Below are 20,739 nucleotides of genomic sequence, written 5' to 3'. Positions count from 1 at the left end.
CCGCCGGCCATGCGTTGGGCCGGTGGCGTCCCGCCGGCCATGCGTCGTGCTGGTGGCGTCCCGCCGGCCATGCGTCGTGCTGGTGGCGTCCCGCCGATCGGCCGTCGTGCTGGTGGCGTCCCGCCGACCCGTACGGCCCGCCGGCGTCCACCGGCCCGTACCCCCGAGGCGCCCCGCCGATCCCGTATCGGACCCGCGGCGCCCATAAAGCGCGAGGTGCGCGCCCCCTGCCGCGTTAGCCTGGAGCGTCAGACTCCAGCCAGCTCAGTTAAGGGGCGCAAGGATCCCGTGCGCATCGCCAGATTCTCCATCGACGGGAACGTCGCCTTCGGCGCGGTCGAGGGTGACAAGCCGGACGAACTCGTCCTCGACATCATCAAGGGCATCCCGTTCGCGGACTTCGAGCTCTCCGGCACCAAGGTCCCGCTGAGCAAGGTCAGGCTGCTGCCGCCGGTGCTCCCCAACAAGGTCGTCGCCTTCGGCCGCAACTACGCGGAGCACGCGCGCGAACTGGGCAACGAGGTCCCCGAGGCCCCGTTCGCCTTCTTCAAGCCGTCCACCTCGGTGATCGGCTCCGGCGACGAGATCGCCTACCCCTCCTTCTCCCAGGAACTGCACCACGAGGCCGAGCTGGCCGTGGTGATCGGCCGCATGTGCCGCGAGGTCCCGCGCGAGCGCGTCAAGGACGTGATCCTCGGCTACACCTGCGCCAACGACGTCACCGCGCGCGACGTCCAGCGCCGCGAGAAGCAGTGGGCCCGCGCCAAGGGCTTCGACACCTCCTGCCCGCTCGGCCCCTGGGTGGAGACCGACGTCGACCCGAGCGACCTCACCATCCAGCTCACGGTCAACGGCGAACAGCGCCAGCTCGGCCGCACGAGCGAGATGATCCACCCGATCGAGGACCTGATCGTCAACATCTCCGAGGCCATGACGCTGCTCCCCGGCGACGTGATCCTCACGGGCACCCCCGCGGGGGTCGGCCCCCTCAACGTCGGCGACGAGGTCGCCGTCACCATCGAAGGCATCGGCACTCTCACCAACAAGGTGATCAAGCGTGGCTAACGGCTCCGTCCGCGTACGTTTCTGTCCGTCCCCGACCGGCAACCCCCACGTGGGCCTGGTCCGCACCGCCCTGTTCAACTGGGCGTTCGCCCGCCACACCGGCGGCACGTTCGTCTTCCGCATCGAGGACACGGACGCGGCCCGCGACTCCGAGGAGTCCTACGTCCAGCTCCTGGACTCGCTGCGCTGGCTGGGCTTCGACTGGGACGAGGGCCCCGAGGTCGGCGGCCCCCACGCGCCGTACCGCCAGTCCCAGCGGATGGACCTCTACAAGGACGTCGCGAAGAAGCTGCTGGACGGCGGGTACGCCTACCACTGCTACTGCACCACGGAGGAGCTGGACGCCCGCCGTGACGCCGCCCGCGCCGCCGGGAAGCCGTCCGGGTACGACGGTCACTGCCGCGACCTGACCGCCGAGCAGGTGGCGGCGTACGAGGCCGAGGGCCGCACGCCCATCGTCCGCTTCCGCATGCCCGACGAGCCGATCACCTTCACCGACCTGGTCCGCGGCGAGCTGACCTTCACGCCGGAGAACGTGCCCGACTACGGCATCGTCCGCGCCAACGGCGCCCCCCTCTACACGCTCGTCAACCCGGTCGACGACGCCCTGATGGAGATCACCCACGTCCTGCGCGGCGAGGACCTGCTCTCCTCCACGCCGCGGCAGATCGCCCTGTACAAGGCGCTGATCGAGCTCGGCATCGCCAAGGCCGTGCCCGAGTTCGGCCACCTGCCGTACGTGATGGGCGAGGGCAACAAGAAGCTGTCGAAGCGCGACCCGCAGTCGTCGCTGAACCTGTACCGCGAGCAGGGCTTCCTCCCCGAGGGCTTGCTCAACTACCTCTCCCTGCTGGGCTGGTCGCTCGCACCCGACCGCGACATCTTCTCGATCGACGAGATGGTCGCCGCCTTCGACATCGCGGACGTGAACCCCAACCCGGCCCGCTTCGACCTGAAGAAGGCCGAGTCGATCAACGCCGACCACATCCGGCTGCTCGACGTGAAGGACTTCACCGAGCGCTGCCGGCCGTGGCTGAAGGCCCCGTTCGCCCCGTGGGCACCCGAGGACTTCGACGAGGCGAAGTGGCAGGCGATCGCGCCGCACGCGCAGACCCGCGTCAAGGTCCTGTCCGAGATCACCGACAACGTCGACTTCCTGTTCCTCCCGGAGCCGGTGTTCGACGAGGCGAGCTGGACGAAGGCGATGAAGGAGGGCTCCGACGCCCTGCTGACCACAGCCCGCGCCAAGCTCTTCCAGGCCGACTGGAGCAGCCCGGAGTCGCTGAAGGACGCCGTGCTGGCGGCCGGCGAGGAGCACGGCCTCAAGCTCGGCAAGGCCCAGGCGCCGGTCCGCGTGGCCGTCACCGGCCGCACGGTCGGCCTGCCCCTCTTCGAGTCCCTGCAGGTCCTGGGCAAGGAGAAGACGATCGCGCGCATCGACGCGGCGCTGGTGAAGCTGGCGGCGTAGGCACGGCGAAGGGGCGGCACCCGGACTCCGGGTGCCGCCCCTTCGGCATACGCCAGGCGGCGGCGTTCTCGTCGATCAGGTGGTGGTTCTCGTCGAAGATCTCCAGGACCACGACGATCATGATCGCGCCCGCCACCGTGTACTCGAGTACGAAGCCGGGAGCCACGTAAGCCTTCCGCAGATGCTCGTCCGGGCCGAGCCGGGCGGTGGCGGAACCCCGGAAACCGGCAGAGGCGTCACCGGTCCGGGTTACTGTCGGGCCATGAGTATTCGGGCCGTGGTCTGGGACGTCGACGACACCCTTTTCGACTACACCACCGCCGACCGTGCCGGGATGCGTGCCCATCTGGCGGCCGAGGGGCTGCTGCTCGACGGCTTCGGGGCCGTGGAGACGGCCCTCGCGCGGTGGCGCGAGATCACCGACCTCCAGTGGGCGCGGTACGCGGCGGGGGAGGTCTCCTTCGAGGGGCAGCGGCGCGACCGGGTGCGGGTCTTTCTGGGGAAGGACCTGACCGACGACGAGGCCGACGCCTGGTTCCGGCGGTACCGGGAGCACTACGAGGCCGCCTGGGCGCTCTTCCCGGACGTCCTGCCCGTCCTCGACGCCCTCGCCGTCAGCCACCGACACGCCGTGCTGTCCAACTCCAGCATCCACGTCCAGGAGCACAAGCTCCGCACCCTCGGCGTCCGCGACCGCTTCGAGGCCGTGCTGTGCGCCGCCGAGCTGGGCGTATCCAAGCCGGACGCCCGTGCCTTCCGCGTCGCCTGCGAGGCCCTGGGGCTCGCTCCCCACCAGGTGGCGTACGTCGGCGACCATCCGGAGATCGACGGGCGGGGCGCCGCCGAGGCGGGTCTGCTGTCGGTCTGGATCTGCCGTGACACCGCGCTCATCAGCGGCGACGCCACCGAGGGCCCCCCACCGGATCTCGTCCCTCGCCGAACTCCCCGCGATCCTCCGCGCCGATACCCGTTTTGGAGCGCCGTCCACCTTCAGGTAATGTTCTTCCTGCGCCGCGGGGAGCGGGCCGGAAGGCCGGAACCCAGCAGCGCAGAACTAGAACAAGATCCCCTCAGGGGCTTGCGTTCCAGTGGCCTATGGTGTAATTGGCAGCACGACTGATTCTGGTTCAGTTAGTCTTGGTTCGAGTCCAGGTAGGCCAGCTCGCAGAGCTCATCTGCACCCGCGGATCTCATCCGCAAGCCCCCGTTGTGTAGCGGCCTAGCACGCTGCCCTCTCAAGGCAGTAGCGCCGGTTCGAATCCGGTCGGGGGTACGGATCCTTCCAGGATCACATGGGCCCCCGTTGTGTAGCGGCCTAGCACGCCGCCCTCTCAAGGCGGTAGCGCCGGTTCGAATCCGGTCGGGGGTACTGAAAGGTCTAAACCACCTTTGGTCTATGGTGTAATTGGCAGCACGACTGATTCTGGTTCAGTTAGTCTTGGTTCGAGTCCAGGTAGACCAGCTGATCTGCGGAAACGCATGATCCACGCCCCCGTTGTGTAGCGGCCTAGCACGCCGCCCTCTCAAGGCGGTAGCGCCGGTTCGAATCCGGTCGGGGGTACGCAGTCGAAAGGGGCCCTCCCTCGGGAGGGCCCCTTTCGCGTCGGTCACTTCCCGCCGAGCCGGCGGCGTGACTCCTCCGCCTCCGCCAGTCGGCGCAGACTCAGCAGCACCGGCTCGTACAGCACGGTCAGTGCCACGGCGGCCTCCACCTGTTCGTCCGGCGTCTCGTAGCGCTCCACCAGGTCCAGGTCGGTGACCGCGATCCGCTCCATCGCCCGCCCGTAGGGCTCCAAGTCCTCGACGGCGCAGGGGTAACCGAGTCGGGACAGCGCGGTGATCGCGGTCACCAGCATCCCGTACGCGGGTGAGGCCGGCTCTCCGGACGGGCCGGGCGTGGCACCGTAGCTCCAGCCGAGCCGGTCCAGAAGCGCGTCGGCGGTGTGCCGGGCCGCCTCGGTGGCGGGGTCGCCCTCGTCCGGCGCCGGACCGTGCGGCAGGGCCCACACGGCAGTGCCCAGGCGCTTGTTCCGGTCCAGGTCCTGGTCCTGCAGCGCGGCGAGCACCTCCCGGGCCGAGTTCACCGGGATACGGCCCACCTGGATCAGCGCCCGCACCAACCGCAGCCGCCGCAGGTGCTCCTCGTCGTACTCGGCCTGCGTGGCCGTGATCCGGCGGCCGGGGTGCAGCAGCCCTTCGCGCAGGTAGTACTTGATCGTCGCCGTGGAGACGCCGCTTCGTGCGCTCAGCTCCGCCAGTCGCATTCCGTCCCGCACCGTCTTTCCTCTTGCGTCCTCGCCTTGGGTAGTGCCACTATCCAATCATGGATAGTGACGCTATCCAATCGAGTCGGTGGGCCGGACGAGACGAGTGGGGGAGATCATGAGTGGAAAGCCGATCGAAGGGCGCATGACCGCTGCGGGCGAGGACGGGGTGGTCGTCTTCCACATCGGGATGCGTATCAACAGCTTTGCGGCGGTGCGCAGTTGGTGGCCGGTGGCCAGGGCCATGGGGCCGATGCTCGCGGAGCTCGCGCGGGACAAGGACAGCGGACTGCTCGGCTACAAGTCCCTGTTGGGCGGGGTGCGCGAGGTGTACCTGGTCCAGTACTGGGAGTCGAAGGAGAAGCTCCTCGCCTACGCCGCCGCCCCGGACAAGAGCCACCGGCCGGCCTGGGCCGCCTTCAACCGGCGGCTGCGCGAGGGGAGGGGGAAGGTCGGCTTCTGGCACGAGACGTACGTCGTGCCGGCCGGGTCCCATGAGTCGATCTACATGAACATGCCCGAGTTCGGTCTGGGCAAGGCCACGGGAGTGGTGCCGGTCGGCCGCCGGGGCGACCGGGCCGCCGACCGGCTGCGGATCTCCTAGGGCGTCGTCCGCGCGTCGAAGGGCAGCGGGAGGGGCCTGCCGCGGCGTTGAGGCCGGCCCCTCGCTGACTACTCCCGGATCAGCCCGAGCGGCGCAGCGCCTCGGAGAGCCGTGCGGCGGCGTCGATGACCGCCTGGGCGTGCATACGGCCGGGGTGGCGGGTCAGGCGCTCGATGGGGCCGGAGACGGACACCGCGGCCACGACGCGGTTCGAGGGGCCGCGTACGGGCGCAGAGACGGACGCCACGCCCGGCTCGCGCTCGCCGATGGACTGGGCCCAGCCGCGGCGCCGCACGCCCGACAGGGCCGTCGCCGTGAAGCGGGCGCCCTGCAGTCCGCGGTGCAGTCGCTCGGGCTCCTCCCAGGCCAGCAGGATCTGTGCCGAGGAGCCCGCCTTCATGGTGAGTGTCGAGCCGACCGGGACCGTGTCCCTGAGGCCGGACAGGCGTTCCGCCGCGGCCACGCAGATGCGCATGTCACCCTGGCGCCGGTAGAGCTGCGCGCTCTCGCCCGTGACGTCGCGGAGGTGGGTCAGCACCGGGCCCGCCGTCGCCAGCAGGCGGTCCTCGCCCGCCGCCGCGGCCAGCTCGGCCAGCCTGGGGCCGAGAATGAAACGGCCCTGCATGTCGCGCGCCACCATACGGTGGTGCTCAAGCGCCACGGCGAGGCGGTGCGCCGTGGGTCGTGCCAGTCCGGTGGCGCCGACCAGGCCCGCGAGGGTGGCCGGACCGGACTCCAGAGCGCTCAGGACGAGGGCCGCCTTGTCCAGAACGCCGACGCCGCTACTGTTGTCCATGCAACGATACTCACGTCTCACTCTGTGAAACGCAAGTTCAATTTTTCGTGGAACGCGCCACCCTTGATGTCACGGCGGCCCGCGGACCATCGGGCCCGGCGGCACACGCCCGGAAACCAGGGGTACGGGCGCCGCCACCCCAAGATCTCTAGTTGGGTCGGTGCACTCCTTGCCGACCGGAGGGAAAGCGATGGGTAGGACACTCGCGGAGAAGGTCTGGGACGACCATGTCGTCCGGCGCGCCGAGGGCGAGCCCGACCTCCTCTACATCGATCTGCACCTGCTGCACGAGGTGACCAGCCCGCAGGCCTTCGACGGGCTGCGCAAGAGCGGCCGCCAGGTGCGCAGGCTCGACCTCACCATCGCGACCGAGGACCACAACACCCCGACCCTCGACATCGACAAGCCCATCGCGGACCCCGTCTCCCGCGCCCAGCTGGAGACGCTGCGCAAGAACTGCGCGGAGTTCGGCGTCCGCCTCCACCCGCTGGGCGACGTCGAGCAGGGCGTCGTGCACGTCGTGGGCCCGCAGCTGGGCCTGACCCAGCCGGGCACGACGGTCGTCTGCGGCGACTCGCACACCTCCACGCACGGCGCCTTCGGCGCGCTGGCCTTCGGCATCGGCACCTCGCAGGTCGAGCACGTGCTGGCCACCCAGACGCTGCCGCTGGCCCGCCCCAAGACCATGGCGATCACGGTCGACGGCGAGCTGCCCGAGGGCGTCACCGCCAAGGACCTGATCCTGGCGATCATCGCGAAGATCGGCACCGGCGGCGGCCAGGGCTACATCCTGGAGTACCGCGGCTCGGCCATCGAGAAGCTCTCGATGGAGGCCCGGATGACCATCTGCAACATGTCGATCGAGGCCGGCGCCCGCGCGGGCATGATCGCCCCGGACGAGACCACCTTCGCGTACCTCAAGGGCCGCCCGCACGCCCCCGAGGGCGCCGACTGGGACGCCGCCGTCGAGTACTGGAAGACGCTGCGGACCGACGACGACGCCGAATTCGACGCCGAGGTCCACATCGACGCCTCCGCGCTCTCGCCGTTCGTCACCTGGGGCACCAACCCGGGCCAGGGTGCGCCGCTTTCGGCGTCCGTCCCCGACCCGGCTTCGTACGAGGACGCTTCGGAGCGCCTGGCCGCCGAAAAGGCCCTGGAGTACATGGGGTTGGAGGCCGGGCAGCCGCTGCGCTCCATCAAGGTGGACACCGTCTTCGTAGGCTCCTGCACCAACGGCCGTATCGAGGACCTGCGCGCCGCCGCCGCGATCCTCAAGGACCGCAAAGTCGCCGACGGCGTACGGATGCTCGTCGTGCCGGGCTCCGCGCGCGTGGGTCTGCAGGCCGTCTCCGAGGGCCTGGACGTGGTCTTCAAGGAAGCCGGCGCCGAATGGCGGCACGCGGGCTGCTCGATGTGCCTCGGCATGAACCCGGACCAGCTGGCCCCGGGCGAGCGTTCCGCGTCCACCTCCAACCGCAACTTCGAGGGCCGGCAGGGCAAGGGCGGCCGGACGCACCTGGTCTCGCCGCAGGTCGCCGCCGCCACGGCCGTCCTCGGTCACCTGGCGTCCCCCGCCGACCTGTCCGACGCCGACACTCGTACGCCCGCTGGAGTCTGAGAGTCATGGAAGCATTCACCACGCACACCGGCCGGGCCGTCCCGCTGCGCCGCAGCAACGTCGACACCGACCAGATCATCCCCGCCCACTGGCTCAAGAAGGTCACGCGCGACGGGTTCGAGGACGGGCTGTTCGAGGCCTGGCGCAAGGACCCGGAGTTCGTGCTCAACCGCCCCGAGCGGCAGGGCGCCACGGTGCTGGTCGCCGGCCCCGACTTCGGCACCGGCTCCTCCCGTGAGCACGCCGTCTGGGCGCTGCAGAACTACGGCTTCAAGGCGGTCATCTCCTCCCGCTTCGCCGACATCTTCCGCGGCAACTCGCTCAAGAACGGGCTGCTCACGGTCGTCCTCGAGCAGAAGATCGTGGACGCGCTCTGGGAGCTCACGGAGAAGGACCCCACTGCTGAGGTCACTGTGGACCTTGAGGCTCGTGAGGTTCGCGCCGAGGGCATCACCGCCGCCTTCGAGCTGGACGAGAACTCCCGCTGGCGGCTGCTGAACGGCCTCGACGACATCTCCATCACGCTCCAGAACGAGGCCGACATCGCCGCGTACGAGGCGCGCCGCCCCTCCTACAAGCCGCGGACGCTCCAGGTCTGACACGGATCTGCCACCCGGCCCTGCGCAAGAGCCGGTTTCGGCCATCGCGGCATCGCTCTGTACCCCCAATCGTGGACGGTTGGGGGTACAGCCGTATCTGCCCCGGGGAGGGTCCGCGGATCGCCGCGATGGTCATCAACTACCGCAGTTACAGAGGTCATTGCCTGGGTACCCGCATCTTGACACCGCTACGTGCCGAGGCGCCCGGAGAGCCTGAGGGGCGCGGCAGTTGCCCCCAGCGGGGGCGACAACTCGCCCCAGATGGCACAATCTGTGCATGGACAACGACGGCCAACTCCAGCTCTATACGGCGGTCGCGGGCCAACTCAAGAAAGCGCACGCAAGGGTGCGCGCACTGCAAGTCCCGGAGGGCGTACGGATGGCGCTGACCCGGAAGCTGCTGGTCATCACGGCCGCGGCCAAGCACGATCCCGCCGAAGCGGCCCGGCGTCTGGAGCGGTTCATGGGCGACCTGGACGAGGAGCGCATCCCCGAAGAGGAAGTCTGAGGCGGCCGAGTCTGTTGCGGCACAAGGGTGATAAGCCCGTTTCGTGTTTGATTTGCGGTATATATCTGCCTAACGTGCGAAAAAGCTTGAACACTTTCGTTCCGGCGATGTCTCCGAAGGGGAAGACGTGAACAAGGCGCAGCTCGTAGAAGCGATTGCCGACAAGTTGGGTGGCCGCCAGCAGGCCGCCGATGCTGTCGATCATGTCCTGGACGCCATCGTCCGCGCTGTCGTCGCGGGCGAGCGGGTCTCGGTCACCGGCTTCGGTTCGTTCGAGAAGGTCGAGCGTCCGGCCCGTTACGCCCGCAACCCCCAGACCGGCGAGAGGGTTCGGGTCAGGAAGACCTCCGTGCCGCGCTTCCGCGCGGGCCAGGGCTTCAAGGACCTGGTGAGCGGCACGAAGAAGCTCCCGCGCGGTGGTGAGGTCGCCGTCAAGAAGGCGCCCAAGGGCAGCCTGTCCGGCCCGCCGCCCACCATCGCCAAGGCTGCCGGCAAGAAGGCCGCCGCCAAGAAGGCGGCACCGGCCGCGAAGAAGGCCGCGGCGAAGAAGGCGCCCGCCAAGAAGACCACGGCGGCGGCCAAGAAGACCACGGCGAAGAAGGCGCCCGCCAAGACCACGGCGGCCGCCAAGAAGACCACGGCCAAGAAGACCACCACGAAGAAGGCGGCGGCGAAGAAGGCCCCGGCCAAGAAGGCTCCGGCCAAGAAGTCGACGGCACGGAAGACCACCGCCAAGAAGACCACCGCCCGCAGGTAACCGGGGCGCACGGGCACTCACGCGCCGGGCCGGGCTCCCATGAGGAGCCCGGCCCGCGGTGTGTTCAGAAGGTGTGCAGGGTCACCAGCGTGATCCGCCGGTCCTCACCCTCGCCCTCCATCTCGACCCGTACCCGCTGCCCCGGCCGCAGCAGTCGCAGCCCGCCCGCGTCGAACGCCGCCGCGTCGAAGGGGACGGGGGTGCCGTCGTCGAGCAGCACCTGCCCGGTGCGGCTGTCGGGGTCGTAGGTGTACGCGGTCGCCTGCATGACCGCAGCCTATCGGCGCCGGTGGGCGGCCGGTCCGGCGGCGGGGGCCCGAAGGCGGGACCGTGCGCCGACGGATCCTGGACGCCCGTCGAGGTGGCGCCACGGCGCCCCGGAGCCGCGTGGCCGCGGCCCGAGCGCACTGACGGCAGACGGCACCGCCGAAGGAGAGGGCCGTCGGCTCCTTTCGGGCTCCCCGTCCGAGTCCGTGCGTCGCACGAGCGCCGGCCGCGCGTGCCGAGCGGCCGCTCTCCGACGGCCGCGCCTGGTCGGGGGCCCGCGGTACCGCGCACGCGCCGAGGCGTCCCGTCAGCCCCCCGGCTGCCCGGGAATCAGCAGCCGGGCCGTTGCCGCCGTGGTGTGCGGGCCCACGCCCAGGGACAGGGCCACGCGCAGGTCGTCGCCCGTGTCCACGTCCTGGCGTACCGAAGGCACCTCGTCGAGGTCGAGTTCCACCGCTCCCGAGGCGCGATGACGTGCCCGGGAATCAGGACCGAACGACGGCCGCAATTCACCGCCGGGCGTCGCGGCCAGCAGCGTCGTGCCGATTCCGGCGGCGTCCGGCAGAAAAGCGCGCGGGAATTCCGCGGCCGCGTCGAGGACCCGGGCCAATTCCACGGGCCGCAGCGCCGGAAGATCCGCGTTGAGCGCCGCCACCGCACCGCGCGGGCGCAGCGCCCGTACGGCGGCCGCCCCGTGCGCGAGCGCGGCGTTCAGCCCGCCCGCCGGCTCGTCCGGGACGATCCGGGCGCCCAGGGCCGCCAGCTCCCGCCCGGCCACCGGGTCGTCCGTGACGACCGCCACATCACGCACCGCGACACACGACAGCGCCGCGGCCACCGTGTCCTGCGCGAAGGCGAGCGCCAGTCCCGGACGCACCGCGTCCGCCGCGGTGTCCGAGAGTCTGCTCTTGGCCCGCGTCAGGGCCTTCAGGGGTACGACCACAGTCCACTGCACGAGCGCTCCGTCCCTGTCCTCGTCGCGCCCATTGTCACCCGCCCCCATGGAGAACATGTGCGAAGCCGCATGCAGCGCGGTCGTCGGAGACAGGCGGGCGTACGGTGTTCTCGACAGACGGGCGGCCTGGGGCGACACTTGTGCGGCCCACAGCCAAGCGCCAGGCCCCTCGTGCCGGGTCCCTAGAGGAAGGTGTCCGCGTGCCCCGCCGCAGAATCGGCTTCTGGTACCGCTTCGCAGCGGTCCTCTGCAAACCGCCGCTGGTGGTTCTGCTCAAGCGGGACTGGCGCGGAATGGAGAACATTCCGGCCGAGGGTGGATTTATCACGGTGGTGAACCACAATTCCCATGTGGACCCCTTCGCCTACGCCCACTTTCAGTACAACACCGGGCGCGTTCCCCGATTCCTCGCGAAGAGCGGCCTTTTCAAGAAGGGATTCGTCGGCGCCGCGATGCGCGGCACCGGCCAGATCCCCGTCTACCGGGAGTCCACGGACGCGCTCAGCGCCTTCCGGGCCGCCATCGACGCCGTGGAGCGCGGCGAGTGCGTCGCCTTCTACCCCGAGGGCACCCTCACCCGCGACCCGAACGGCTGGCCCATGACCGGCAAGACCGGCGCCGCCCGCGTCGCCCTGCAGACCAGGTGCCCGGTCATCCCCGTCGCCCAGTGGGGCGCCAACGAGCTGCTGCCGCCCTACGCCAGGAAGCCCCACCTCTTTCCGCGCAAGACGCACCACGTGCTCGCCGGCCCGCCCGTGGACCTCACGCGCTTCTACGGCAAGGAGATGTCCCCCGACCTCCTGAAGGAGGCGACGGAGGTCATCATGGCCGCCATCACCCGCCAGCTGGAGCAGATCCGCGGCGAGAAGGCGCCCGAGAAGCCGTACGACCCGCGCGAGGTGCGCATCGAGCAGCGCCGCCGGTCCGCCGCACAGGAGAAGGCACGGGAGAAGGAGGGGCAGGGCCAGTGAGCAAGCCGGTCAAGGCGGCCGTGTTCGGAACGGGATCGTGGGGGACGGCGTTCGGCATGGTGCTCGCCGACGCCGGGTGCGAGGTCACCCTCTGGGCGCGCCGCGCCGAACTCGTCGAGGCGGTCAACTCCACCCGTACGAACCCGGACTACCTGCCGGGCGTGGAACTCCCCGGAAACCTGCGCGCCACCACCGACCCCGCCGAGGCCGCGCGCGACGCCGACTTCGCGATACTCGCGATCCCCTCCCAGACCCTGCGCGGGAACCTCGCCGAATGGGCGCCGCTGCTCGCGCCCCACACGATCCTCGTCTCCCTGATGAAGGGCGTCGAACTCGGCTCCGCCATGCGGATGAGCGAGGTCATCGAGGACGTCGCCAAGGTCGTCCCGGAACGCGTCGCCGTCGTCACCGGGCCCAACCTGGCCCGTGAGATCGCCGCGCGCATGCCCGCCGCCGCCGTGGTGGCCTGCACCGACGAGGCCGTCGCACAGCGGCTGCAGACCGTCTGCCACACGCCGTACTTCCGCCCGTACACCAACACGGACGTCGTCGGCTGCGAACTCGGCGGCGCGGTCAAGAACGTCATCGGCCTGGCGGTCGGCATCGCGGACGGCATGGGCCTCGGCGACAACGCCAAGGGCTCGCTCATCACCCGCGGGCTCGCCGAGACGACCCGGCTCGGGCTCGCCATGGGCGCCGACCCGCTGACGTTCTCGGGACTGGCCGGGCTGGGCGACCTGGTCGCGACCTGCTCCTCGCCGCTGTCGCGCAACCACACCTTCGGCACCAACCTCGGCAAGGGCATGACGCTGGAGGAGACCATCGCGGTCACCCGGCAGACCGCCGAGGGCGTCAAGTCCTGTGAGTCCGTGCTGGATCTGGCCCGTCGGCATGGTGTCGACATGCCGATCACGGAGACGGTCGTCGGCATCGTCCACGAGGGCAAGCCCCCGGTGGTCGCCCTGAAGGAACTGATGTCGCGCAGCGCGAAGCCCGAACGACGCTGAGCGATCCCGCCCCGTTTTTGATCGTTCGCCTGCGGGGCGCACGCTGACCCAGGGCACTGCCTACGGGTACTCTCATCGCGATATGAGCACCGAGAACCTCCCCCAGAGCCCTGGGCAGCCGCCCCGCAAGCCGCGTGTCGCCGTCGTCTTCGGCGGCCGCAGCTCAGAACACGGGATCTCCGTGGTCACCGCCGGCGCGGTGCTGCGCGCCATCGACCGGACGAAGTACGACGTCCTGCCGATCGGCATCACCCAGGACGGCCGTTGGGCGCTCACGGCCGATGCGCCGGAGCGCATGGCGATCACCGAACGCCGCACGCCCAGCGTCGAGGACCTCGCGGAGTCCCAGGAGGGCGGCGTCGTCCTGCCCGTCGACCCGGCGAACCGCGAAGTCGTCTACAGCGAGCCCGGTTCGGTGCCCAAGGCGCTGGGCGAGGTCGACGTGGTCTTCCCCGTGCTGCACGGCCCCTACGGCGAGGACGGCACCCTCCAGGGTCTCCTGGAGCTGTCCGGCGTCCCGTACGTGGGTTCCGGCGTGCTCGCCTCGGCCGTAGGCCAGGACAAGGAGTACATGAAGCGGGTGTTCGCCTCGTTCGGGCTCAAGGTCGGGCCGTACGTGGTGATCCGGCCGCGTGAGTGGCAGCGCGACGAGTCCGCCGCCCGCAAGAAGATCGTCGACTTCGCCGGCGAGCACGGCTGGCCGCTGTTCGTGAAGCCCGCACGGGCGGGTTCGTCGATCGGCATCACCAAGGTCGAGGACCTCTCCGGCCTCGACGAGGCGATCGCCGAGGCCCAGCGCCACGACCCGAAGATCCTGGTCGAGGCGGCGGTGCGGGGCCGCGAGATCGAGTGCGGCGTCCTGGAGTTCGAGGACGGCCCGCGCGCCTCCGTACCGGCCGAGATCCCGCCGCCGGACACGCACGCCTACTACGACTTCGAGGCGAAGTACATCGACTCCACGCCCGGCATCGTGCCCGCCCCGCTGACCGACGAGCAGACCGCCGAGGTGCGGCGGCTCGCGGTGGCGGCGTTCGAGGCCGCGTCCTGCGAAGGGCTGGTCCGCGCGGACTTCTTCCTGACGGAGGAGGGCGAGTTCGTGATCAACGAGATCAACACGATGCCCGGGTTCACACCCATCTCGATGTACCCGCAGATGTGGCAGGCGAGCGGGATCTCCTACGGCGAACTGGTCGACCGCCTGATCCAGGCGGCGCTGAACCGCGCGACCGGGCTGCGCTGAGGACCGTACGGCTCGGAGCGTGTGTCACATCCGCTCTCAGGAGGCGATCCCCTCGGGGATCGCCTTCTTGATGGCAGGGGCCACATCGACGAGCGGCCCCGCGCCCCCAGCCGTCCGCGCCTTGGGAATGGTCACCTCGACATACGCCTGCCGCAGCGTCGTCGTGAACCGGAACGACCCGTCGTTCTCCTTCTGCAGCAGCCAGCCCACGCCGTTGACCTCCGCACCGTCGGCGTCCGGGTCCGACATCTCCGCGGGCCGCTCCACCCCGCAGCGCAGTATGATCGCCGGGCTTCCCCAGCCCGCCGTCAGCGCGGACCGGGGCTCGGGGTCGTTCCGGCCCTGGCCGCCCACCTTCCGCGGCAGCACCTTGTCCAGGTTCCGGCACAGCTTCGCGACCTTCGCGTCCGGACTGGGAACCGCGGCCGAGGGGTGCGCGTCGCTCGAGGAGCAGCCCACGGCGGCGATCAGCAGGGCGAGGGCGGGCAGACCGAGCAGCCGGTGACGCAGGATGTCCACCGGGCAAGCGTAGACGGGGGCTACAGGTGCACCACCGGGCAGGTCAGGGTGCGGGTGATGCCGTCCACTTGCTGGACCTTCGCAACCACCATGCGGCCGAGTTCGTCGACGGTGTCGGCCTGGGCGCGCACGATGACGTCGTACGGACCCGTCACGTCCTCGGCCTGGATCACCCCAGGGATCTTGCTGATCGTCTCGGCGACGGTCGACGCCTTGCCGACCTCCGTCTGGATCAGGATGTACGCCTGTACCACGGAACCTCCAGGGCGGCCACGAGGATCATGTGGAGAGAAGGGACGCCACGGTACCGCGTCGCCGCTCGCCGAGGGGAGACCCGCGGGGGCTGTGGCGTGAGCGCCGGGCAACACCGGCGACACAAGGTGACGGTCGAGACGACCGTACCGAGGACGATGAGGGCTCGCGACCGGGCGCGGAAGGCAAGAGAAGGGGACGTACGACGATGAAGGGCACCGTGGGCGAGCTGGGCGAGTTCGGGCTCATCAGGGAGCTCACCTCCCGGCTCACCACCACCCCGGCGGTCCGGGTCGGCCCCGGCGACGACGCCGCTGTGGTCGCCGCGCCCGACCGCAGGGTGGTGGCGAGCACCGACATCCTGCTGGAGGGCCGGCACTTCCGCCGCGACTGGTCGACGGCGTACGACGTCGGCCGCAAGGCGGCCGCGCAGAACCTCGCGGACATCGCCGCCATGGGCGCCGTGCCGACCGCGCTGCTGCTCGGTCTGGTCGTCCCCGCCGAACTGCCCGCCACCTGGCCCACCGAGCTGATGGACGGCCTGCGCGACGAGTGCCAGGTCGCGGGCGCGGCGGTGGTCGGCGGCGACGTCGTACGCGGCGACACCATCATGATCTCGATCACCGCGCTCGGCGACCTGCGCAACCAGGAGCCGGTCACCCGGGCCGGCGCCCAGCCCGGCGACGTGGTCGCCGTCACCGGCTGGCTCGGCTGGTCCGCCGCCGGGTACGCGGTGCTCTCCCGCGGCTTCCGCTCGCCGCGCGCGTTCGTGGAGGCGCACCGGCGCCCGGAGCCGCCGTACCACGCCGGTCCGGCGGCCGCGGGGCTCGGCGCCACCGCGATGTGCGACGTCAGCGACGGGCTCATCGCCGACCTCGGGCACATCGCGGAGGCGAGCAAGGTGCGGATCGACATCCGCTCCGGCGCCATCGACATCCCCTCCCAGATGAACGACATCGGGCAGGCCGTGGGCGTGGACCCCCTGCAGTGGGTGCTCACCGGCGGTGAGGACCACGCGATCGTCGCCACCTTCCCGCCGGACGTGAAGCTGCCGGCCCGCTGGAAGGTGATCGGCGAGGTCCTCAACCCGTCGGCGCTGCCCCAGGTGACGGTCGACGGGGCGCCGTGGACCAGCAAGGGCGGCTGGGACCACTTCTCGGACATCGAGTAGCAGCCGGGGTCTCACAACGGGTACTCCGGCAACTCGATGGCCGTCGCCGCCTTCTCCGTCAGCCGTTTGAAGAAGCTCGCCAGAGGCCGGGAGCTGAGCAGCCGGTACATCCGGTCCCGGCTGCGGATCCGCCGCTCGGTGGCCGGGGCGAAGAACGGGCCCGCGTTGCCGGAAATCCTCTGGCAGCCCTTGGCGAAGTCCCGGATCCTCGCCTCGTACGCCGCCAGGGCGCTGCGGTGGTCGCCGCCCGCGAGGGCGAGTTCACCGGCCAGGGCGTACGCGCCGACGACCGCCACGCCCGTGCCCATGCCGCCCATCGTGGCTCCGTACCCGGCGTCCCCGAGCAGCACCACGCGTCCCTTGGTGAGGCGGTCCACATGGATCTGGGCGATCGCGTCGAAGTACAGGTCGTCGGCGTCCTCGAGGGCCTTGAGCACCGCCGGCGCCTCCCAGCCCATGCCCGCGAACCGCTCGGTGAGGATCCGCTTGTGCGCGGCGGTGTCCCGGCGGTCGTAGGTGAGCCGCTCGGAGCGGAAGACCAGCAGGGCGCCGGCGCGGTCCGGGTCGCCGTCGTAGTTGCCGATGACGACCGCGCGGCCCGGCTCGCTGTACACCCGGCCGGTGCGGTCCAGGCCCAGGTGGTTGGGGATGTCGAAGCCGGCCACGTAGTGGTCGAAGAAGCGCAGGTAGCGGGACTCGTCGCCGAAGACGAGGCGACGGGTGTGCGAGTGCAGGCCGTCGGCGGCGACCACGAGGTCGAAACGGCGGGGCGCGCCGCGCTCGAAGGTGACGTCGACGCCGTCGGGGGTGTCGTCGAGCGTGGCGATGGAGTCGCCGAACACGTACTCCACACGGTCCTTGGTGCGTTCGTACATGATCCGGGCGAGGTCGCCGCGGCAGATCTCCACGTCGCCGCTCATCATCTCGGACGGCAGATCGACGCGCGGGCTGCCGTCGGGGCCGACGACCGTCTGCCGGCCCATGTGGGTCTGGTGGGCGTGGATGTCGTCCCAGATGCCCATCGCGGTCAGCACCCTGCGGTGCACGTGGCCGCGGAAGTCGACCGCGAAGCCGCCGCCGCGCAGGGCGGGCGCCTTCTCGACGACGGTGACGCGGGCGCCGTACCGGGCGAGGTTCAGCGCGATCGCGGGTCCGGCGACGCCGGCACCGCAGACGAGGACGTTCAGGTGGCCGAGGCGGTGTGTGTTCGTCATGGCAAGGAGCGTCGCCGGGGCCGCTGACCGTGCGCCTACCGTTCGCTGACCGCCGCTGACCGCAGGCGCCGGCCCTCGTCGAAGGCCTTCTCGTACGCCTCGGGGGACAGCTTCGCCCGGATGCCCCGGCGGATGCCGATGACCTCGGGGTCGCCCAGCAGCGGTGCGCCCCGCAGGGCCGTGGCCGCGCCCAGGAGGACGGCCGCACGCTCGGGCGACTCCGCGATCGACGCCAACGCCTCGGCGGTCTCGGCCAGTTCCAGCACACCCGGCTGCTCGGCGGCGAGATCGGCGGCCTGCGCCAGCCAGTCGCGGGCCAGCTCCGGATGTCCCTCGGCGGCGGCCGTGCGGCCGAGCCCGATGAGGATGCGGACGGTTTCACCGGCGCTGAACCAGCCGGCCGCGCAAGCCTCCAGGGCCCTCTCGTAGCGCACGCGCGCGTGCGCCGTGTCACCGGACCTCCGGGCCAGGTCACCCAGGCCGCGCCGGGCGCCGGCCACCTTGTCGGGGGCGCCGGCGGAGTGGGCGAGGGCGGCCGACTGCTCGAACTGGGCGGCCGCCTCTTCGAAGTCGCCGCGGTGCAGCAGCACGGTCGCCCGGGAACGCAGCAGGTCCGCGGTCTCCTCCGGGGCCTGAAGCTCCCGGGCGTGGGCCAGGCCCTCGTCGAGCAGCTCCAGGGCCCGCTCGTACTCGCCGCGCCAGTCGGCGAAGGTTCCCAGCGGGTCGAGGCAGTTGGCCATGCCCCAGCGGTCGCCGGTCGCACGGAAACCGGCCAGGGCGCGGGTGAAGGCGGCCTCCGAGGCGGCGGCACCACCCGAGAACAGCGCCTGGTAGGCGAGGCCGAGGTCCAGCACCGCGCGGCCCCAGGGGTCGTCACCGACCTGGACGGCCCGGACTTCCGTGTCGGCGGACAGCAGCGGGCCCCCGGCCAGCGCCCACAGCACCATCGCGGACGGCCGCCGCAGCGGCTCGCCGAGAGTGCGCATCACCGTGGACACCCGCGCGACGCGCTCGGGTTCCGCCGGGTCGTCGCCGCGTCCGGTGATCGTGTTCATCAGGCACAGGGCGTACTCCTCGGCCAGTTGCCCGGGCGGTTCGTCACCGACGGCCGCCAGCAGGGCCCGGGCGAGGGGAACCTGCTCGCCGTGCGGCCCGCGCAGCCGTCGGAACCAGGACAGGTCGGCCATCAGGCGCAGGGCGTCCCCGGGAGCGGTGGACACGAGGTGGCGCAGCGCCGCCTCCAGGTTGCCGTGCTCGGCGGTGAGCAGGGCCAGCCAGGGCAGCTGTTCCCCGCTGCGGAGGTACGGCTCCGCCCGCTCGGCCAGCCTCAGGCAGTACGCGGCGTGCGCGTCCCTGAGCCGCTCCCGCTCTCCCGCCCGGTCGAGGTGCTCGGCGGTGAACGCGCGGATGGTCTCCAGCATCCGGTAGCGGCCCTCGGCCACCTCCAGGAACGACTTCTCGGCGAGGGACGCCATGAGGTCCTCCGGGAACGGCACGTCGCACACCGCCTCCACCGCCTCCAGGGTCGCGCCGCCGGAGAACACGGACAGCCGCCGGGCCAGCTCGCGCTCCTCGTCGTCCAGCAGGTCCCAGCTCCACTCCACGACCGCGCGCAGCGTCCGGTGCCGGGGTGCCTTGGTGCGGTCGCCCCGGGACAGCAGCCGGAACCGGTCGTCCAGACGGTCGGCCAGCTCGTCCGGGGTCAGGGTGCGCAGACGCGCCGCGGCCAGCTCGATGGCCAGCGGCAGCCCGTCGAGCGCGGCGCAGACGTCCGCCACGCGCGCGTGACCCTCGAAACCGGGCCGCACCGCCCGGGCCCGGTCCAGCAACAGCCGCTCGGCGTGCTCCGGCGGCAGCGGCGGCACCGGGCACAGCACCTCGCCGGTGATGCCCAGCGCCTCGCGCCCGGTCGCCAGGACGCGCACGCCGGGGCAGGCGGCGAGGACGAGCGCGGTGAGGTGTGCGGCGTCCTCGACGAGGTGCTCGCAGTTGTCGAGCACCAGCAGCAGCTCACGGTCCTCCAGGGCGGCCAGCAGCCGTTCCGTGGCGTCCACGGCCGGCCCGCGGAAGCCGTCGCGCACACCGAGGGCGGTGAGGACGGCGTACGGGACGGCGGAGCCGTCGGTGAGCGGGGCCAGCTCGACGAAGTGGACGTCGGGGTGCCTGCGGGCCGCTTCCGTGGCCAGCCGTGTCTTGCCGGCACCGCCCGGGCCGGTGAGCGTGACCAGGCGGGTGCCGGGTGTGGTGAGGAGATCGTGGATGCGGGCCAGTTCCGGGGCGCGGCCGACGAAGCCGGTCAGCTGGGTCGGCACGCGCGCGGCCCGGGAAGGACCCGTGCCGCGCAGCAGCTCCTGGTGGAGGGCGGACAGGGCGGGCGAGGGGTCGGCGCCGAGTTCGTCGGAGAGGGTGCGGCGCGCCTGCTCGTAGACCGTGAGCGCCTCGGCGGGCCGCCCGGCCGCGTGCAGGGCCCGCATCAGCAGCTCGTACAGACGTTCGCTCAGCGGGTGTGCGGCGAGCAGTGCGCGCAGTTCGGGTACGAGGCCGGAGCCGGCTCCGAGGGCGAGGTCCGCCTCGGCGCGGTCCTGCAGGGCGCCCAGCCGCAGCTCCTCGAGCCGGGTGCGCTCGGCCGGTGCGCCGGGAAGGTCGGCGAGCGCGGGGCCGCGCCACAGGGCGAGCGCCTCCCGCAGCACGGCGGCCGCCGTTCGGTGGTCCCCGCCGGCGAGGGCCGTGGAGCCTTCGCGGGCGAGCCGTTCGAAACGGTGCGCGTCGACCGTGTCGGGGGAGACGGCGAGGCGGTAGCCGGTGGGGGCCGCCTTGATCTCCGCGTGGGGGCCCAGCCGCCTGCGCAGCCGGGAGATCTGCGACTGGAGGGCTCCCGCGGCTCCCGCGGGCGGCTCGTCGCCGTACAGGCCGTCGGTGAGGCGCTCGGTGGACACCGTCCGCCCGGCGTCGAGGAGGAGCAGGGTGAGGAGCGCCCGGGGGCGGGGGCCGCCGGCGTCGAGCGGGGTCCCGTCCTCGGTGCGGACGTCGAGGGGGCCGAGGATGCCGAAGCGCATGCGGCGGATTCTGGCAGGCCGCGCCCGCGCGGGCACAGCAAAAAGCCGGCCCACCGAGGTGGACCGGCTCAGTGCAGCGAACCAGCGTGGCCGCGCGCTTAACTGGACGTCAGCGCGAGACCTTGCCGGCCTTGATGCACGAGGTGCAAGCGTTCACGCGCTTCGGCGTCCCGCCCACCACGGTACGCACACGCTGGATGTTCGGGTTCCAGCGACGGGACGTACGGCGGTGCGAAAACGAGATGCTGTTGCCGAAGCCCGGCCCCTTGCCACAGACGTCGCAGTTGGCAGCCACGGGTCACTCCAAAGACTTCAGATGCACTTACGGTTATGGTCCCGGCATGCCGGGATCGAGATCGCAGGATCTGAGTGGCGCTGCCAGGGGAAAACACCCGACCTGGATCG

General features: G+C 71.4%; 20 protein-coding genes, 5 tRNA genes and 1 pseudogene. 17 read left to right on the top strand and 9 right to left on the bottom strand.

Annotation, left to right across the window (positions count from 1 at the left end; translation table 11 throughout):
* Positions 1 to 288: 288 nt before the first annotated feature.
* The 8 genes and pseudogenes from ACIRC0_RS30040 (at position 289) to ACIRC0_RS30005 (ending at position 4,094) form a co-directional block, all read left to right on the top strand.
* Positions 289 to 1,065, top strand: a complete 777-nt coding sequence (locus ACIRC0_RS30040) for a fumarylacetoacetate hydrolase family protein (RefSeq protein ID WP_403622094.1) — start codon at positions 289 to 291, stop codon at positions 1,063 to 1,065.
* Entirely contained in the window at positions 1,058 to 2,533 is a 1,476-nt protein-coding gene (gene gltX / locus ACIRC0_RS30035) for a glutamate--tRNA ligase (RefSeq protein ID WP_403622091.1), read from the top strand. Before ACIRC0_RS30040 ends, gltX begins: the two co-directional genes overlap by 8 nt.
* A 262-nt stretch (positions 2,534 to 2,795) precedes the next feature.
* Positions 2,796 to 3,531: pseudogene (locus ACIRC0_RS30030) on the top strand (HAD family hydrolase).
* Positions 3,532 to 3,622: 91 nt separating this feature from the next.
* Positions 3,623 to 3,694: transfer RNA gene (locus ACIRC0_RS30025), tRNA-Gln, on the top strand.
* A gap of 39 nt (positions 3,695 to 3,733) precedes the next feature.
* Positions 3,734 to 3,806: transfer RNA gene (locus tag ACIRC0_RS30020), tRNA-Glu, on the top strand.
* Positions 3,807 to 3,829: 23 nt separating this feature from the next.
* A tRNA-Glu gene (locus ACIRC0_RS30015) sits at positions 3,830 to 3,902 on the top strand.
* A gap of 21 nt (positions 3,903 to 3,923) precedes the next feature.
* A tRNA-Gln gene (locus ACIRC0_RS30010) sits at positions 3,924 to 3,995 on the top strand.
* Positions 3,996 to 4,021: 26 nt separating this feature from the next.
* Positions 4,022 to 4,094 (top strand) — tRNA-Glu (locus tag ACIRC0_RS30005).
* A 46-nt stretch (positions 4,095 to 4,140) separates the two neighbouring features.
* Here ACIRC0_RS30005 and ACIRC0_RS30000 read toward each other — a convergent pair.
* The gene (locus ACIRC0_RS30000) at positions 4,141 to 4,797 is read right to left on the bottom strand and encodes a MerR family transcriptional regulator (protein WP_403622366.1); all 657 of its coding nucleotides are present in this window, start codon (positions 4,795 to 4,797) and stop codon (positions 4,141 to 4,143) included.
* A gap of 118 nt (positions 4,798 to 4,915) precedes the next feature.
* On the opposite strand from ACIRC0_RS30000, the gene ACIRC0_RS29995 reads away from it, so the two are divergent.
* Positions 4,916 to 5,401: a DUF4188 domain-containing protein gene (locus tag ACIRC0_RS29995; protein ID WP_403622087.1), complete on the top strand. Its 486-nt coding sequence runs from the start codon at positions 4,916 to 4,918 to the stop codon at positions 5,399 to 5,401.
* 79 nt (positions 5,402 to 5,480) lie between these two features.
* Here the strand turns inward: ACIRC0_RS29995 and ndgR are convergent, their stop codons facing one another.
* Positions 5,481 to 6,197: an IclR family transcriptional regulator NdgR gene (ndgR, locus tag ACIRC0_RS29990; protein ID WP_023546516.1), complete on the bottom strand. Its 717-nt coding sequence runs from the start codon at positions 6,195 to 6,197 to the stop codon at positions 5,481 to 5,483.
* A 190-nt stretch (positions 6,198 to 6,387) separates the two neighbouring features.
* On the opposite strand from ndgR, the gene leuC reads away from it, so the two are divergent.
* The 4 genes from leuC (at position 6,388) to ACIRC0_RS29970 (ending at position 9,682) form a co-directional block, all read left to right on the top strand.
* Positions 6,388 to 7,818, top strand: a complete 1,431-nt coding sequence (gene leuC / locus ACIRC0_RS29985; protein WP_403622083.1) for a 3-isopropylmalate dehydratase large subunit — start codon at positions 6,388 to 6,390, stop codon at positions 7,816 to 7,818.
* A gap of 5 nt (positions 7,819 to 7,823) precedes the next feature.
* Positions 7,824 to 8,417, top strand: coding sequence for a 3-isopropylmalate dehydratase small subunit (leuD, locus tag ACIRC0_RS29980; RefSeq protein ID WP_263232254.1), 594 nt, complete (start codon positions 7,824 to 7,826; stop codon positions 8,415 to 8,417).
* Between the two features lie 277 nt (positions 8,418 to 8,694).
* Positions 8,695 to 8,925 carry a hypothetical protein gene (locus tag ACIRC0_RS29975; protein ID WP_403622080.1) on the top strand — a complete coding sequence of 77 codons (231 nt, stop codon included), beginning with the start codon at positions 8,695 to 8,697 and terminating at the stop codon, positions 8,923 to 8,925.
* 127 nt (positions 8,926 to 9,052) lie between these two features.
* Entirely contained in the window at positions 9,053 to 9,682 is a 630-nt protein-coding gene (locus ACIRC0_RS29970) for an HU family DNA-binding protein (RefSeq protein ID WP_103838072.1), read from the top strand.
* Between the two features lie 64 nt (positions 9,683 to 9,746).
* Here ACIRC0_RS29970 and ACIRC0_RS29965 read toward each other — a convergent pair whose 3' ends face one another.
* Both ACIRC0_RS29965 and cofC read right to left on the bottom strand, forming a co-directional pair.
* On the bottom strand, positions 9,747 to 9,950 hold the full coding sequence (locus tag ACIRC0_RS29965; RefSeq protein WP_403622077.1) for a hypothetical protein: 204 nt from the start codon (positions 9,948 to 9,950) through the stop codon (positions 9,747 to 9,749).
* A 306-nt stretch (positions 9,951 to 10,256) separates the two neighbouring features.
* On the bottom strand, positions 10,257 to 10,904 hold the full coding sequence (gene cofC / locus ACIRC0_RS29960; protein ID WP_403622074.1) for a 2-phospho-L-lactate guanylyltransferase: 648 nt from the start codon (positions 10,902 to 10,904) through the stop codon (positions 10,257 to 10,259).
* Between the two features lie 200 nt (positions 10,905 to 11,104).
* Between cofC and ACIRC0_RS29955 the strand changes: the two genes are divergently transcribed.
* From ACIRC0_RS29955 to ACIRC0_RS29945, 3 genes are all read left to right on the top strand, one after another.
* Positions 11,105 to 11,875: a lysophospholipid acyltransferase family protein gene (locus ACIRC0_RS29955; RefSeq protein WP_403622071.1), complete on the top strand. Its 771-nt coding sequence runs from the start codon at positions 11,105 to 11,107 to the stop codon at positions 11,873 to 11,875.
* A complete protein-coding gene (locus ACIRC0_RS29950; RefSeq protein ID WP_403622069.1) occupies positions 11,872 to 12,882 on the top strand; it encodes an NAD(P)H-dependent glycerol-3-phosphate dehydrogenase in 1,011 nt (336 codons plus the stop codon). Before ACIRC0_RS29955 ends, ACIRC0_RS29950 begins: the two co-directional genes overlap by 4 nt.
* 82 nt (positions 12,883 to 12,964) lie before the next feature.
* On the top strand, positions 12,965 to 14,122 hold the full coding sequence (locus tag ACIRC0_RS29945; protein WP_403622066.1) for a D-alanine--D-alanine ligase family protein: 1,158 nt from the start codon (positions 12,965 to 12,967) through the stop codon (positions 14,120 to 14,122).
* Positions 14,123 to 14,158: 36 nt separating this feature from the next.
* Here the strand turns inward: ACIRC0_RS29945 and ACIRC0_RS29940 are convergent, their stop codons facing one another.
* Positions 14,159 to 14,641 (bottom strand): DUF3515 domain-containing protein, encoded by a 483-nt coding sequence (locus tag ACIRC0_RS29940; RefSeq protein WP_403622063.1) that lies wholly within the window; start codon positions 14,639 to 14,641, stop codon positions 14,159 to 14,161.
* Positions 14,642 to 14,661: 20 nt separating this feature from the next.
* The gene (locus ACIRC0_RS29935) at positions 14,662 to 14,895 is read right to left on the bottom strand and encodes an Lrp/AsnC family transcriptional regulator (RefSeq protein WP_028802415.1); all 234 of its coding nucleotides are present in this window, start codon (positions 14,893 to 14,895) and stop codon (positions 14,662 to 14,664) included.
* Between the two features lie 206 nt (positions 14,896 to 15,101).
* On the opposite strand from ACIRC0_RS29935, the gene ACIRC0_RS29930 reads away from it, so the two are divergent.
* A complete protein-coding gene (locus tag ACIRC0_RS29930) occupies positions 15,102 to 16,064 on the top strand; it encodes a thiamine-phosphate kinase (protein ID WP_103838079.1) in 963 nt (320 codons plus the stop codon).
* 11 nt (positions 16,065 to 16,075) lie between these two features.
* Here the strand turns inward: ACIRC0_RS29930 and ACIRC0_RS29925 are convergent, their stop codons facing one another.
* From ACIRC0_RS29925 to rpmB, 3 genes are all read right to left on the bottom strand, one after another.
* Entirely contained in the window at positions 16,076 to 17,278 is a 1,203-nt protein-coding gene (locus ACIRC0_RS29925; RefSeq protein WP_403622060.1) for an FAD-dependent monooxygenase, read from the bottom strand.
* Positions 17,279 to 17,313: 35 nt separating this feature from the next.
* Positions 17,314 to 20,334, bottom strand: coding sequence for a BTAD domain-containing putative transcriptional regulator (locus ACIRC0_RS29920; protein WP_403622058.1), 3,021 nt, complete (start codon positions 20,332 to 20,334; stop codon positions 17,314 to 17,316).
* 109 nt (positions 20,335 to 20,443) lie between these two features.
* Positions 20,444 to 20,629: a 50S ribosomal protein L28 gene (rpmB, locus tag ACIRC0_RS29915; protein WP_403622055.1), complete on the bottom strand. Its 186-nt coding sequence runs from the start codon at positions 20,627 to 20,629 to the stop codon at positions 20,444 to 20,446.
* Between the last annotated feature and the right edge of the window lie 110 nt (positions 20,630 to 20,739).

Source organism: Streptomyces sp. NPDC093984, assembly GCF_044764595.1.
Taxonomy (GTDB): Bacteria; Actinomycetota; Actinomycetes; order Streptomycetales; family Streptomycetaceae; genus Streptomyces; species Streptomyces cynarae.
This window is presented reverse-complemented; position numbering and strand designations above follow the sequence as displayed.